Origin of the sequence: Methylobacterium sp. C25 (genome assembly GCF_021352225.1) — a bacterium.
In the GTDB taxonomy this organism is placed as follows: Bacteria; Pseudomonadota; Alphaproteobacteria; order Rhizobiales; family Beijerinckiaceae; genus Methylobacterium.
Window position 1 is genome coordinate 546,965 of sequence record NZ_JAAUVI010000003.1, and the last position, 14,467, is coordinate 561,431.

At 64.8% G+C, this 14,467-nt stretch carries 14 protein-coding genes; 7 read left to right on the forward strand and 7 right to left on the reverse strand.

The genetic code is table 11. The features are described 5' to 3' along the window. Nucleotide 1 precedes the first annotated feature (1 nt). Together HCU64_RS12440 and HCU64_RS12445 are read right to left on the reverse strand one after the other, a co-directional pair. Entirely contained in the window at nucleotides 2–328 is a 327-nt protein-coding gene (locus tag HCU64_RS12440) for a hypothetical protein (protein ID WP_233384226.1), read from the reverse strand. Continuing rightward, entirely contained in the window at nucleotides 325–882 is a 558-nt protein-coding gene (locus tag HCU64_RS12445) for a CBS domain-containing protein (protein WP_233384227.1), read from the reverse strand. The genes HCU64_RS12440 and HCU64_RS12445 overlap by 4 nt, the downstream gene beginning before the upstream one ends. Before the next feature lie 254 nt (nucleotides 883–1,136). Between HCU64_RS12445 and oxlT (HCU64_RS12450) the strand changes: the two genes are divergently transcribed. From oxlT (HCU64_RS12450) to HCU64_RS12465, 4 genes are all read left to right on the forward strand, one after another. Continuing rightward, nucleotides 1,137–2,420 carry an oxalate/formate MFS antiporter gene (gene oxlT, locus HCU64_RS12450; RefSeq protein ID WP_233384229.1) on the forward strand — a complete coding sequence of 428 codons (1,284 nt, stop codon included), beginning with the start codon at nucleotides 1,137–1,139 and terminating at the stop codon, nucleotides 2,418–2,420. Between the two features lie 295 nt (nucleotides 2,421–2,715). Beyond that, nucleotides 2,716–4,044 carry an oxalate/formate MFS antiporter gene (gene oxlT, locus HCU64_RS12455; protein WP_267922298.1) on the forward strand — a complete coding sequence of 443 codons (1,329 nt, stop codon included), beginning with the start codon at nucleotides 2,716–2,718 and terminating at the stop codon, nucleotides 4,042–4,044. Between the two features lie 175 nt (nucleotides 4,045–4,219). Continuing rightward, on the forward strand, nucleotides 4,220–5,959 hold the full coding sequence (gene oxc, locus HCU64_RS12460) for an oxalyl-CoA decarboxylase (protein WP_233384230.1): 1,740 nt from the start codon (nucleotides 4,220–4,222) through the stop codon (nucleotides 5,957–5,959). An 87-nt stretch (nucleotides 5,960–6,046) separates the two neighbouring features. Beyond that, complete coding sequence (locus HCU64_RS12465; RefSeq protein ID WP_233384231.1) at nucleotides 6,047–6,769, forward strand: alpha/beta hydrolase; 723 nt, start codon at nucleotides 6,047–6,049, stop codon at nucleotides 6,767–6,769. A gap of 4 nt (nucleotides 6,770–6,773) precedes the next feature. Here the strand turns inward: HCU64_RS12465 and HCU64_RS12470 are convergent, their stop codons facing one another. From HCU64_RS12470 to HCU64_RS12480, 3 genes are all read right to left on the reverse strand, one after another. Continuing rightward, nucleotides 6,774–7,955, reverse strand: coding sequence for an HPP family protein (locus HCU64_RS12470; RefSeq protein ID WP_233384232.1), 1,182 nt, complete (start codon nucleotides 7,953–7,955; stop codon nucleotides 6,774–6,776). 258 nt (nucleotides 7,956–8,213) lie between these two features. After that, nucleotides 8,214–9,464: a formyl-CoA transferase gene (frc, locus tag HCU64_RS12475; RefSeq protein ID WP_233384233.1), complete on the reverse strand. Its 1,251-nt coding sequence runs from the start codon at nucleotides 9,462–9,464 to the stop codon at nucleotides 8,214–8,216. Between the two features lie 84 nt (nucleotides 9,465–9,548). Next, nucleotides 9,549–9,989: a PAS domain-containing protein gene (locus HCU64_RS12480; protein WP_233384234.1), complete on the reverse strand. Its 441-nt coding sequence runs from the start codon at nucleotides 9,987–9,989 to the stop codon at nucleotides 9,549–9,551. 256 nt (nucleotides 9,990–10,245) lie between these two features. On the opposite strand from HCU64_RS12480, the gene HCU64_RS12485 reads away from it, so the two are divergent. Both HCU64_RS12485 and HCU64_RS12490 read left to right on the forward strand, forming a co-directional pair. Beyond that, complete coding sequence (locus tag HCU64_RS12485; RefSeq protein ID WP_233384235.1) at nucleotides 10,246–10,689, forward strand: OsmC family protein; 444 nt, start codon at nucleotides 10,246–10,248, stop codon at nucleotides 10,687–10,689. A gap of 16 nt (nucleotides 10,690–10,705) precedes the next feature. Then, the gene (locus HCU64_RS12490; protein ID WP_233384236.1) at nucleotides 10,706–11,068 is read left to right on the forward strand and encodes a YybH family protein; all 363 of its coding nucleotides are present in this window, start codon (nucleotides 10,706–10,708) and stop codon (nucleotides 11,066–11,068) included. Between the two features lie 7 nt (nucleotides 11,069–11,075). On the opposite strand, the gene HCU64_RS12495 is transcribed toward HCU64_RS12490, so the two are convergent. Both HCU64_RS12495 and galE read right to left on the reverse strand, forming a co-directional pair. After that, nucleotides 11,076–12,314, reverse strand: coding sequence for a lytic murein transglycosylase (locus tag HCU64_RS12495; RefSeq protein ID WP_233384238.1), 1,239 nt, complete (start codon nucleotides 12,312–12,314; stop codon nucleotides 11,076–11,078). An 11-nt stretch (nucleotides 12,315–12,325) separates the two neighbouring features. Beyond that, on the reverse strand, nucleotides 12,326–13,318 hold the full coding sequence (gene galE / locus HCU64_RS12500; RefSeq protein WP_233384239.1) for a UDP-glucose 4-epimerase GalE: 993 nt from the start codon (nucleotides 13,316–13,318) through the stop codon (nucleotides 12,326–12,328). A gap of 211 nt (nucleotides 13,319–13,529) precedes the next feature. Between galE and HCU64_RS12505 the strand changes: the two genes are divergently transcribed. After that, entirely contained in the window at nucleotides 13,530–14,390 is an 861-nt protein-coding gene (locus tag HCU64_RS12505; protein WP_233384240.1) for a UTP--glucose-1-phosphate uridylyltransferase, read from the forward strand. Nucleotides 14,391–14,467 lie beyond the last annotated feature (77 nt).

The window sequence follows — 14,467 nt, forward strand, 5'->3', positions numbered from 1 at the left end:
ATCAGGCCGCCGAAGCGTCGTCGATCGGCTCGAAGCGAGTCTGGTAGGCGTCGCCCCAGACGTCGTCGGCCTTCTTGTGCCAGTCCTTGTCGAAGAACCGCTTGGCCAGGAACTCGCTGTTCCAGATGCAGACCGCGGTGATGCGGTTGTCCAGCACTCGCACGTGCCGGCTCTCCAGGCCGGCGGTGACACCCGCACGGGGCAGCATGTCCTTGCTCGAAAATCCGTGTTCGTTCTCGGCCGGGAACACCACCGGGCATTCCACGACGGTCAGATACTTCATCGGGCGCTCTTCCGGCTCTCTCGATTGATCGGTTGGGTCGGTCATGCACTTAGGTCCGCGCAGGCGCAGTCCCAGATACTAAGGACACTGCTAACCCGAAATCCATCCATCAGTGCGATATGATCGACCTTTCGGTCACAGAAGGCCTGCAGGCGGTCCCGGGGGGAGGCGGTCACGTCGATCGCCGGGAAATCGTGCTCGGTGATGAGCCAAACGCAGTGGCCGTAGACGTCCGGTCCGCGGGCGGAGAGCGCTCGGAATATGTCACGCTCCGTCAGCAGCCCGACGACGCTTGCCTCCGGCTCATGGCCATCGACTACGAGCAGTGCGCCCACACCCGACCGTGCGAGCAGCCGGGCCGCATCCCCCACGGAGCTGTCCATGTGAATACGCGGTACGCCGACAGCGTCGCGCGCTTGGCCCGTCCGTCGGTCCACGGCGCTTCTCCCAATGGCCGCCATCATAACGTGGGGACGATCCATGCCTTTCATCCTGGTATACAACATACCTGTTGTCAATTCTGGATTTTGAATTATGGTGCCAGAGTCGGTCAACGCAAGCGGAAGAATACAGCCGCCGGCGATGATCGAAGCATTCATGTGTTTCGGTGTGGTCCGAAAGATTGATCGGGCCTAACCCTCGTTCTTCGTCATGCTGGCGAAGACGATCATGGAAGACGCAGGAGTGGTTAGAGAAGTTCAGCTTGAAACCGGCTTTCTGCCCGAGGCGATTGCGCAGAGGTGAAGCCGTCCAACACGATTACAGGCCTTCGACGATTAACGATCGAAGCCAAAGAACACAAAAATATCGGCCCAGTAACGCCAGACATCCCAAAGGCCTACGGAGAAAAGCAATGGCTACCCCTTCTGTAACAGCAAGCTCGCCGCCGAGCAGCCGATGGCTGCAACTGATCTTCGGCGTCATCTGCATGTGCATGATTGCGAACATGCAGTACGGCTGGACTTTCTTCGTGAACCCGATCCAGGAGCGCCACGGCTGGGACCGCGCTGCGATCCAGGTCGCCTTCACGATGTTCGTTGTCACCGAGACCTGGCTTGTCCCGATCGAGGGCTGGTTCGTCGATAAATACGGCCCGCGTATCGTCGCACTGGTCGGCGGCCTGCTCTGCGCCATCGGCTGGGTGATGAACTCCTACGCAGACTCGCTGACGATGCTCTACATCGCCGCTGCTGTCGGTGGTACGGGCGCCGGCGCCGTCTACGGCACCTGCGTCGGCAACTCGCTCAAGTGGTTCCCGGATCGTCGTGGTCTCGCCGCCGGCATCACTGCGATGGGCTTCGGTGCAGGCTCGGCTCTGACCGTCGTGCCGATCCAGGCCATGATCAGGAACTACGGCTACGAGTCGGCCTTCTTCTACTTCGGCATCGGCCAGGGCGTGATCGTCATGCTGCTGGCGCTGTTCCTCGTCGCCCCGAAGAAGGGTCAGGTTCCGGAAGTTGCCAAGGTCAGCCAGAGCAAGCGCGACTTCACGCCTGGCGAGATGGTGCGTACGCCGATTTTCTGGATCATGTACGCGATGTTCGTGATGATGGCGGCTGGCGGCCTGATGGCTACCGCGCAGCTTGGCCCGATCGCCAAGGACTTCCACATCATCGACACGCCGGTGAGCCTGCTCGGCATCACCCTGCCGGCGCTGACCTTCGCGGCGACGATCGACCGCGTGCTCAACGGTGTCACGCGTCCGTTCTTCGGCTGGGTCTCCGACCATATCGGTCGCGAGAACACGATGTTCCTCTCCTTCGCCATCGAAGGTGTCGGCATCTACCTGCTGAGCGTGTTCGGCAACGACCCGTTCATGTTCGTGATCCTGACCGGTCTCGTGTTCTTCGCCTGGGGTGAGATCTACTCGCTGTTCCCGGCGACCTGCGGTGATACCTTCGGTTCGAAGTATGCCGCGACGAATGCGGGCCTGCTCTACACGGCCAAGGGAACGGCGGCTCTGATCGTGCCCTTCACCAGCGTCCTGACGACGATGACGGGCTCGTGGCACGCAGTGTTCCTTGCCGCCGCCGGATTGAACATCCTCGCTGCGATCATGGCACTCTTCGTGCTCAAGCCGATGCGGGCCTCCTACACCAAGGAGCCGGCTGCGGTGGGTGCAGTCCAGACCGCGTAAGCGGCTCTCGAGAACCGGCGCCGGTCCATCAGACCGGCGCCCGATATCCGACACAGACGCGCGCTGCGGCAGAGACGCCCGGCGCGCGTATTCGTTCGAGCGGTCGGCTCACGCTTGCTGATTCGTCGATCAGCCGATGAGAGCTTGCGGGGAGCCCTGCAAAAAATCATCAATCAGCAATGCAGGATATTACGTCCGAACAACAAACTTAATCCTGGTATATTGCATACCTAGCAATCCCGTGCATGATGCGCCGCCAAGGGCTCGAAAAGACCCTCAACGGAAGGAATCCGGGATGGAACGTCAGGACGGGCTGACCTCAGCCGCTACTCCCGCGGCCACGCCGCACGATGCACCCTCGGCCAAGTGGTGGCAGCTCGCCTTCGGCGTGCTCTGCATGGCGATGATCGCCAACCTCCAGTACGGCTGGACACTCTTCGTCGATCCGATCGACCAGAAATTTCACTGGGGCCGCGCGGCCATCCAGTTCGCCTTTACGCTCTTCGTCGCCACCGAGACCTGGCTCGTTCCAGTCGAGACCTGGTTCGTCGACCGCTACGGCCCGCGCGTCGTCGTGTTCTTCGGCGGTATCATGATCGGGCTCGCCTGGTTCCTGAACGCGCACGCCGATTCGCTGGCCCTGCTGTATCTCGCTGCCGTGATCGGCGGCATCGGCGCCGGCTCGGTTTACGGCACCTGCGTCGGTAACGCCCTGAAGTGGTTCCCCCACCGCCGCGGCCTCGCCGCCGGCGCCACGGCGGCCGGCTTCGGCGCGGGCGCTGCCATCACCGTCGTGCCGATCGCCAAGATGATCGCCACCAGCGGCTACCAGGATGCCTTCCTGTATTTCGGCCTCGGCCAGGGCATCGTCGTAGTCTTTCTCTCGCTGCTGCTGCGCAAGCCGTCGGTCGCCGTGCCGGTCCAGCGTAAGAGCCTGCGCCTGCCCCAGACCAAGGTCGACCGCACTCCGAAGGAAGCCGTGCGCACACCCGTGTTCTGGGTGATGTACGCCATGTTCGTCATGGTCGCTTCGGGTGGCCTGATGGCCGCCGCGCAGATCGCCCCGATCGCCCACGACTACAAGGTCGCGGATGTGCCGGTGAGCCTGTTCGGGCTGCAGATGGCGGCTCTGACCTTCGCGATCTCGCTTGACCGCATCTTCGACGGCTTCGGTCGCCCGTTCTTCGGCTGGGTCTCGGACAATATCGGCCGTGAGAACACGATGTTCATCGCTTTCTCGACGGCGGCGATCGCCATCATCGCGATGCTGAACTTCGGCACCAACCCCTACGTCTTCGTCTTCGCGACGGCGGTGTATTTCGGCGTGTTCGGCGAGATCTACTCGCTGTTCCCGGCAACCTGCGGCGATACGTTCGGCTCGAAGTTCGCAGCCAGCAACGCCGGCCTGCTCTACACGGCAAAGGGTACCGCGGCCTTCCTCGTGCCCTTCGCCAGCATGCTCTCGGCGGCCTATGGCTGGTCGGCGGTCTTCGCGCTGATCATCGTCCTCAACGCCATCGCGGCCTCGCTCGCGATCTTCGTCCTGAAGCCGCTGCGTCGCCGCTACCTCACCGAGGGTGAGCAGGCGAGCGACGGCAAGGTCAGCTCCCTGACCCTGGCCTGACCACGCCACCCACATGTTATGACGCCGGCCGGATCAAATCCGGCCGGCGTTTTCATTGACCCCTATTTGGTATCTGGTATACCAGATGCTCGGTTGAAGCGCCGCCTACGCCGATTCGGTGTCCACCGGTCCGGAGAGCGCGGTACGCCGATAAAATCACTCGGGAGGAATAGAAATGTCCGCAGTGGCACAGCTCGTTGATACGTCCGCCGACACCGAAGCCGAACAGACCGATGGCTTCCACCTCGTCATCGATGCTCTGAAGCTCAACGGCATCGAGACCATCTACGGCGTGCCCGGCATTCCGATTACCGATCTCGGGCGCATGTGCCAGGCCGAAGGCATCCGTGTCGTGTCGTTCCGCCACGAGCAGAATGCCGGCAACGCCGCCGCCATCGCCGGCTTCCTCACCAAGAAGCCGGGCATCTGCCTCACCGTCTCGGCGCCTGGCTTCCTGAACGGCCTGACCGCCCTCGCCAACGCCACCACCAACTGCTTCCCGATGATCCTGATCTCGGGCTCCTCCGAGCGTGAGATCGTCGACCTGCAGCAGGGCGACTACGAGGAGATGGACCAACTCGCCATCGCCAAGCCTCTCTGCAAGGCCGCCTTCCGCGTGCTGCACGCCTGCGACATCGGCATCGGCGTCGCCCGCGCCATCCGCGCTGCCGTGTCCGGCCGTCCCGGTGGCGTCTATCTCGACCTGCCCGCCAAGCTGTTCTCCCAGGTGATGGACGCCGAAGCCGGCGCCAAGTCGCTGGTGAAGGTGATCGATGCGGCCCCGGCCCAGATCCCGGCTCCGAGCGCCATTGCCCGCGCCCTCGAGGAACTCAAGAACGCCAAGCGTCCGCTGATCGTGCTCGGCAAGGGCGCCGCTTACGCCCAGGCCGACGACCTCGTGCGCGACCTCGTCGAGAAGAGCGGCATCCCCTACGTGCCGATGAGCATGGCAAAGGGCCTGCTGCCGGACACCCACCCGCTGTCGGCCGGTGCCGCCCGCTCGACCGCGCTCAAGGATTCCGACGTCGTCCTGCTCGTCGGCGCCCGACTGAACTGGCTGCTCTCGCACGGCAAGGGCAAGACCTGGGGTGAGCCCGGCTCCAAGCGCTTCATCCAGATCGACATCGAACCGCGCGAGATGGATTCGAATGTCGAGATCGTCGCTCCGGTGGTTGGCGACATCGGCTCCTGCGTCGCTGCCCTGCTCGATGGCATGAACAAGGGCTGGAAGGCCCCGCCGGCCGACTGGATCGAGACGCTGCGCACGAAGCGCGAGGCGAACGTCGCCAAGATGGCGCCGAAGCTCATGAAGAACACCTCGCCGATGGACTTCCATTCGGCTCTCGGCGCCCTGCGCACCGTGATCAAGGAGCGTCCGGACGCCATCCTCGTCAACGAAGGCGCCAACACCCTCGATCTCGCCCGCGGCGTCATCGACATGTACCAGCCGCGCAAGCGCTTGGACGTCGGTACCTGGGGCGTGATGGGCATTGGCATGGGCTTCGCCGTCGCCGCCGCCATCGAGACCGGCAAGCCGGTTCTCGCCGTCGAGGGTGACTCGGCCTTCGGCTTCTCGGGCATGGAGGTCGAAACGATCTGCCGGTACAACCTGCCGGTCTGCATCGTGATCTTCAACAACAACGGCATCTATCGCGGCACCGACACCGACCCGACCGGTCGCGATCCGGGCACCACGGTGTTTGTGCCGGGCTCGCGCTACGACAAGATGATGGAGGCCTTCGGCGGCGTCGGCGTGAACGTCACGACCCCGGACGAGTTGAAGCGCGCAGTCGACGCCGCGATGGATTCGGGCAAGCCGACCCTCATCAACGCCGAGATCGACCCGGCAGCCGGCAGCGAGAGCGGCAATATCGGCAGCCTCAACCCGCAGAGCGTGGTCAAGAAGAAGAAGTAAGGCGGCGCATCAACGACGCCTGAACCGGGGCCGCAGCGTCACGCGCTGCGGCCCTTTCCATTTCACTCACCAGCGCAAGGGACGGCCATGAGCTCCACTGCGACGGACACCCCTCCCCTCGATCCTCATCTCGCCGGACGCCTCAGCTTTCTACACCGGCTACCGACCGCTGAGCCCATCCCTCCGGGACGTCACGAGCTCGGGCTTTTCACCGAGCGAGACGCGGTCCTCGTCGTTCCCGAGGGCATCGACGCACGTAAGCCCGTGCCGCTCGTCGTTCTGTTTCACGGTGGCGGTGGCAGCGCGGAAAAGATCCTTCCGATGCTGCAGGGGCAAGCCGAGGCGCGCGGCTTCCTGTTGTTGGCCCCGCAATCGATGCATCCGACATGGGATCTGGTCATCGCCGGCAACGGGCCGGACCGCGCGCGCCTCGACCTCACACTGGCCGTGGTCGCCCGCCACTTCCTGCTCGACCCTGCGCGCTTCGCCTTCGCGGGCCATTCGGACGGTGGCAGCTATGCCATGTCGATCGGCATCACCAATGGCGACATCGTCAGCCACGTGATCGTGTCGTCGGCCGGCTTCATGTCCGTTCAGGCCCAAGCTGGGTCGCCGCGCATCTTCATCTCGCACGGAACCCAGGACGAGCAGATCCCGATCGACCGGAGCGGCCGGACGCATTCCCGCGTGCTGCGCGAGGCGGGCTACGACGTCACCTACGTCGAATATGACGGTCCGCACGCCTACAATCCGGGCGTGGTGCGCCAGGCCGTCGACTTCTTCCTGCAGGATCCGCCGACGGCGGGCTGATCGCTCAGCTGGCGGCGGAGAACAGCGTCGCGTCGTTGTCGCCGTGGCTCGCCATATCGGCTAGCATCGCCCCGACGAGATCCGTCTGGGCGACGACGCCAATCAGGCGGCCATCCGGCGCGACGACGGGCGCGTGATGGAAGCCCGCCTGGGTCATCTCCAGAACTGCCTCGCTGGCGACGGTCTCAGGACGCAGTCTGGCGAAATGTCTCGTCATCACGTCTGCCACCGAGCCGTGAGGCGCGCGGCCTCGCTCGAGGGTAAGTTGGACACGGCGATCGAAGGCCAGGCGAGGGCCGCGCTTGTCCCAAACCGCCTTGTCGATCAGGTCGGTCTGCGTGACGACGCCGAGCACCCTCGCCTTCTCGTCGGTCACTGGCAGCATGGTGACGCGGTAGCGCCGTAAGGTATCGAGTGCCTCGCGGAGCTTCGTCTCGGGAGCGATGGCGCGCACTTCCAGAGACATCACGGCGGCGCAGGTCGTCTGCCCCGAGCGGCGAAGGGACGCGTGGATTTGCGCGCGCCGCAAGATCGCCCGCAGATCTGCACGGCTGATATCGAGGACCTCGTCGACCTCGCTCAGGGCGGCGTCGACGTCAGCCGCCGTCAGGCCTCCCGCTGAAGCGGGCCCGGCGCCGACGTCGTTCGCCGGCTGGCTCGGAGCCACGTGCGGGTATGAGCGTCCGGTCAGGTTGTTGAAGACCAGTGCGGAGAGCAGCAGCAGAACCGAGTTCACGCCGACGGGCCAGAGCACGAACCCATATCCGAGGTCGTGGACCACCGGGCCTCCGAGCACGGCCGTGAGCGCCACGGCCCCGCTCGGCGGGTGAAGGCAGCCGAGCAGCATCATCGATGCGATCGCGACGGAGCCCGCAACGGCACACGCGATCACCGGATCGGCGATGCTCGCCGCGGCAGTGACGCCGACGATCGCCGACACGAGATTGCCGCCCAGAATCGACCAAGGTTGAGCGAGCGGGCTCGAGGGTACTGCGAAGAGAAGGACGGCGGAGGCGCCCATCGGGGCGATCAGGGTCGGCAAGGCCGCTCCCGAGCCGATAGCGAAATGCGAGATCAGGCCGGTCAGAAACAGCCCGATCATGGCCCCGCAAGCGGAGCGGACACGCTCACGCGGACTGATGGAGGGCAGTTCCGGCACGAAACGGCGCAGGAAGGAGCTCTGCATCGGCAGGACCTCGGTGTGGCGGTGACGATCCTGAAACGGAACCGCGCAGCTCGTCATGCGTGCGCCGGCGGAGCGGAAAGCGCTAAGGTTGCATCGTTGGGTAAAGAAAAGCCGGGCCGACGAATCGGCCCGGAGTTGAAAAGACGCGCCTTGGGCTCTCCCCACCGGCGCACCCTTCCTGGGAGAGGAAGATCCAGGATGGTCCGAACTGAGGGCGGCGCGCTTCGCCGCCCTCTCGCCGGGCTTCAGACCGTCGCGTCAGACGGCCTTCGCGTCATGCAGTTCTGCGATCTGCTGCTGGGTGTAGCCCAGATCCTTCAGAACCTCGTTGGTGTGCTCGCCGAGAAGCGGCGAAGCCTTGATGTTGACCTTCAGGTCCGAGAACTTGATCGGGCTTCCGACGGTCAGGTACGAGCCGAGCTTCGGGTGCGACACCTCGGCGATGGTGCCGCTCTCGCGCAGCGACTTGTCCGCAGCGATTTCCTTCATCGACAGGACCGGCGAGCACGGGATGTCGAACTTGCGCAGGATGTCGACGGCCTCGAACTTGGTCTTGTCGGCCAGCCACTCTTCGATCGTCTTGAAGATGTCGAAGATCTTGTCCTGGCGAGCGCGGGCGGTGTTGTAGGCCGGATCGTCGATCCACTCCTCGCGGCCGAGAGCCTTGCAGATCGGCGCCCAGGCATGGCCCTGGATCGTGAAGTAGATGTAGGCGTTCGGGTCGGTCTCCCAGCCCTTGCACTTCAGCACCCAGCCCGGCTGACCGCCGCCGCCCGCGTTACCGCCGCGCGGCACCACGTCCGTGAACTCGCCGTGCGGGTACTGCGGGTACTCTTCGAGGTAACCGACAGCGTCGAGGCGCTGCTGGTCGCGCAGCTTCACGCGGCAGAGGTTGATCACGGAGTCCTGCATCGACACGGCGACCTTCTGGCCCTTGCCGGTCTTGTCCTTGTGGCGGAGCGCCGTGAGGATGCCGATGGCGAGGTGCATACCGGTGTTCGAGTCACCGAGAGCGGCAGCCGACACGGTGGGCGGGCCATCCCAGAAACCGGTGGTCGAAGCGGCACCGCCGGCGCACTGGGCGACGTTCTCGTAGACCTTCAGGTCCTCGTAGTGGTGGCCATCCGAGAAGCCCTTCACCGAGGCGAGGATCATGCCCGGGTTCAGTTCCTGAATGCGTGCCCAGGAGAAGCCCATGCGGTCGAGGGCGCCGGGGCCGAAATTCTCGACCATGACGTCCGACTCGCGGATCAGCTTCTCGAGCACTTCCTTGCCCTTGGGGGTCTTGGTGTCGAGCGTGAGCGAACGCTTGTTCGAGTTCAGCATCGTGAAGTAGAGCGCGTCGGCATCTTCCACGTGACGCAGCTGGCTGCGGGTGACGTCGCCGGCGCCGGGGCGCTCGACCTTGATCACGTCCGCGCCGAACCAGGCGAGGAGCTGCGTGCAGGCGGGACCGGCCTGGACGTGCGTGAAGTCGATGATCTTGATGCCTTCCAACGGCTGGGTCATTCTCGTCTTCTCCCTTACTTCGATCTCTTTGCCGGTCTCGGTGAACTGTTGCAGAAACTGCCGAGAAAGGCGGCTTCTACGGATCTAGACTGAAGCTGGCTTCAGCTCTGCCTCGAGGTCGGAGACCCGGCGCCGCAGGCGCCGCTCCTCCTCCCAGCGTGCGGTCTCGTCGCGGATGATCGCGGCGATGCCCGTGACGTCCCCATCGTCACCGCGGAGCATTCCGACGGTGAAAGCGATCGAGAGTTGATGCCCGTCCTTGTGCAGGGCGGGGACCTTCAGCACGTCGGCGCCATACTTCGTGGTGCCGGTGCTCATGCTCTTGTGGTAGCCGTCCCAATGGCGACGGCGGTGGCGATCTGGCGTGATCAGGTCGAGGCTCTGACCGAGCGCTTCGGCTTCGGAAAAGCCGAAGATCCGCTCCGCGGCCGGATTCCAGACGACGATCAAACCTTCTCGATCGGAAATGACGACCGCATCGCCGATCGCATCGACCAGTCCCGAAACGTCGAAATTCGACGGCATGTCAGACCGAGTGCCGCGCGCGCCGATGGGCTGGGCAAGGATCGGTCATGGCGTTTGTCCTCCCGTTTGCCGAGACGAGGGCTCTCCCCAACGTCCGGTGACTCGGTGATTGGCATTTGGTATACCAGACCCAGAAGAGCGGTCAAGGCCGCCATTCGAGCGGGCTAGACCAACGCTGGGGATACCGGCGGCGCGACCGATCGTTGTCCCACCGACGATCGCACGCTGGACCGGGATCGGGAGGAGATGAGCCGGGATGGCGTCGAAGCCGAGTATCATCATCACCCAGGTCGAGGGCTTCAAGTTCCTGATCGATTTCGGCGAGGCCTTTCCGGCTCTCGTCTCGGACGAGCCCGAGCCGATTGGCCGGGAAGCCGGTCCATCACCGGAGCAACTGATGATCGCTGGTGTGAGCAATTGCCTCTGCGCCAGCCTCGCCTTCGCGCTGGGCAAGTTCCGGCAAGAAAGTGGCGGCGTCTCGGCCAAGGCCTCGGCCCAGGTCGCCCGAAACGCGGAGCAGCGCCTGCGCATCGTCGGGATCGACGTGGAGATCAGCCTCGGTGCCGAGGCCGCGCAGATGCCGCGGATCGAGCAGGTGCTCGCTCAATTCGAGCGATTCTGCACCGTCTCGGAGAGCGTGAAGATGGGCATCCCCGTTGCGGTCTCGGTCACGGATTCTCGGGGCGAACGCCTGAAATAGAGAGAGGAGACACCTGATGCAGGACGATCATCGCAAGGGTGCGCAACAGCCCAACGAACTGGCCGGGCTCTTCAACGCCCGCGCCAATGCGGGCGACGCCGAAGGGCTCGTGGCCCTTTACGAGCCGACTGCCATCGTCGCCGCCGGCCGGGTCGTCGCGACAGGACACGAGGAGATCCGACGCTTCTACACCGACCTGCTCGCCAAGAAATCCGACTTCCCGATGGCCGAGGAGTTGGAACCGATCGTCAACGGAGACCTCGCGCTCACCTTCGCGCGCCTGCCGAACGGCAACCTGTCCGTCGAGCTGGCCCGCAAGCAGGGAGACGGCTCCTGGCGCTGGGCGATAGACCAGCTGAAGATCAAGCCGCAGGGTTGAGCGGGGGTCAGCGGCCACCGCTCACATGGGCGAGGAGTGCCGGGCTGGCATAGCCGTCGGCCGGCAGCCCGGCCTTGATCTGGTATTGCCGAACGGCCTCGCGCAGCTTCGGCCCGGCGCGGCCGTCGAAATCGCCCTTGTAGAAGCCGGCTGCCGCCAGCCCTTCCTGCAGCGATTTCAGACCGGCATTATCGAGCCGCGCAGCATTGGTCGGCCATGGGGCCGCCAGAGGGGGGGCGCCCGAGAGCCGGTCAGCGAGATGACCGACGGCGAGAGCGTAGGAATCGCTCGTGTTGTAGACCCGGATCACCTCGAAATTGTCGGTGATCAGGAAGACCGGAGCGCCGAGGCCACCGGGCAGGAACAGACTTCCGGACCCCGTCGCGGGCAGCGGCTTGCCATCGGTGCGCTTGACGCCGCGCCGGCCGAACTCGGCGAGATCGCCCTTGTAGCGGGTCAGATCAAAATCCTGCGGCAGCCGCACCTCGTAGCCCCAGGAATAGGCCGGATTCCAGCCGATCTGTTGCAGGTAATGCCCGATCGAGGCGAGCGAATCCGTCTGTGACCCCCAGATGTCGCGATGCCCGTCGCCATCGAAGTCCACCGCGTATTTCAGGAAGACCGAGGGCAGGAACTGCACCTGCCCCATGGCACCGGCCCAGGAGCCCTTCATCTTCTCGGGCGTGATATCGCCCCGCTGAAGGATCTCGAGGGCAGCGAGCAATTCGGGGCGAAAGTAGTCGCCGCGGTGCCGGGCATAGGCGAGGCTTGCCAGCGAGCGCACGATCGGCAGCGTGCCGGGGCTGGTGCCGAAATCCGATTCGATCCCCCAGAAGCCCAGCATGACCCAGCGGGGGACGCCGTAGGCTTTCTCGATCCTGCCGAGCGTGTCGGAGAGCCGTGCGGCATGGGCACGGCCCCGGTCGAGCCGGCCAGGTGAGATCGCGCCAACGAGATACTCCCAGACCGGCCTGCTGAACTCACCCTGTTTCTTGGTGCGTCCAATGACATCGGTATCGGGAGCGGTGACGTCGCGGAAAGCGGCATCGAAGGTCGCCTGAGAGATGCCGCGGGCCTGAGCCTCGGGGCGCACGCCCTCGATGAAGGCTCGGAAATCTGCGTCGGCCGCGAGGGCACGGCGCGTGCTCCCGCAGGCGGCGAGAGCAAGAGCGGCCGTCAGGAGGGAGCGACGATCAAGCCGATCTTCTCCCCCCTCTACGGGGGGAGGGATAGGTTTACGTACCATCCCTGCCCCCATCACGTCCGGTTCCGCTTTCCCAGCGCATCCTCCCAATCGAGCGCCTGACGCACGATGCCGTCGAGATCGTCATGCTTCGGCGTCCAGCCGAGCTCGTTCCGGATGCGATCCGCCTTGGCGACGATCCGGGCCGGGTCGCCGGCACGACGCGGCGAGAGCCGCACTTCGAAATCCTTGCCCGAGACGCGCTTGACCACGTCGATCACCTCGAGGACCGAGTAGCCCTGGCCGTAGCCGCAATTGAGCGTCAGGCTCTCGCCGCCGTTCCGCAGGTAGTTCAGCGCCACGAGATGCGCCTCGGCGAGATCGGAGACCTGGATGTAGTCGCGCAGGCAGGAGCCGTCCGGCGTCGGATAGTCGGTGCCGTAGACGTCGAGATGCGAGCGCTGGCCGAGGGCAGCCTGGGTCGCGACCTTAATCAGGTGCGTGGCGTTCGGCGTCGACTGGCCGGAGCGCCCGCGCGGATCGGCCCCGGCGACGTTGAAGTAGCGCAGGATCACGTAACTGAAGCCGTGCGCCTTCGCGGCGTCAGCGATCATCCACTCGCTCATCAGCTTGGAGCGGCCGTAGGGGTTGATCGGGTTGGTCGTCAGGTTCTCCGGCACTGGCACGATTTCCGGCTCGCCATAGACTGCCGCGGTCGAGGAGAAGATGACGTGCTTCACTCCCTCCTTAACCGCGGTCTCGATCAGCGCCCGCGTCTTCACGGTGTTTGCGAGATAGTAGTGCAGAGGGTCGGCCACCGAATCCGGCACCACGATCCGCGCTGCGAAATGCGCCAGCGCCTCGACCTTGTGCTCGCGGATGGTCTTCGCGACGAGATCATGGTCCGCGACGTCGCCGACGACCAGGGTCACCTCGGGCGGCAAGGCCCAGTCAAAACCCGTGGAGAGGTCGTCGATCACCACGACCTCATCGTGCCCGGCATCGATCAGCGCGAGCACCATATGGCTGCCGATATATCCTGCACCGCCCGTAACCAGTACCGCCATGATGTGAAACGTCTCCTCCAGCGTCGCTCGACGCTACACAATGGCAGGTGCTTGATGAAGCGAGTTTGTCTCGTCCCACGCGCGGCCAATTGTGAAGAGATCCGTAATTCTCAATCGGTGAAGGCGCCTAGACGGTGAACCGTGCGGGCCCCATGCTATGTGAAGCTCAGCAACACCCCATCCGACGCACGCCACAACGGATCGCCTATCGATGAAGAAAATCCGGAAAGCCGTCCTCCCCGTCGCCGGCCTCGGCACGCGCTTCCTGCCCGCCACCAAGGCGGTGCCGAAGGAAATGCTCACGGTGGTCGACCGGCCCGTGGTGCAGCACGTCGTCGACGAGGCGAAGGCCGCCGGCATCGAGCACTTCATCTTCGTCACCGGCCGCGGCAAGGCGGTGATCGAGGACCATTTCGACATCGCCTACGAGCTCGACGCCACCCTGCAGGAGCGCGGCAAGACGGCCGCCTTCGAGGAGCTGAAGAAGGACCTGCCCAAGGCCGGCCAGACCAGCTTCACCCGCCAGCAGGCTCCCCTCGGCCTCGGCCACGCCGTCTGGTGCGCCCGCGAGATCGTCGGCGACGAGCCCTTCGCGGTGCTGCTGCCCGACATGCTGAGCCCCGGCTGCATGGGCCAGATGCTCTCGGCTTACGAGAAGCACGGCGGCAACGTCATCGCCGTCGAGGAGGTGAAGCCCGAGGAGACGCACCAATACGGCATCGTCTCGGTGGGCGAGACCTACGGCCAGACCTTCGAGATCACCGGCATGGTCGAGAAGCCGAAGCAGGGCACCGCCCCCTCGAACTTCATCATCTCCGGCCGCTACATCCTGCAGCCCGAGGTGTTTTCGATCCTGGAGCACGGCAAGAAGGGCGCCGGCGGCGAGATCCAGCTCACCGACGCGATGATCGACCTGATGGCCGACCAAAAATTCTTCGGCATGCGCTACGAAGGCAAGACCTACGACACCGGCTCGAAGATCGGTTTCCTCACTGCGAACATCGCCTATGGCCTGCAGCGGCCGGACCTGAAGGACGCGCTGGTGGCGGAGATCAAGGCATTGCTCGGATAGGTAGCGCCTCCATCATTCCGGGGGGCCGCCGGCGAGAACCTGGAATCGGACGGGGAGAGGCTGTGGCCCCTCCCCTT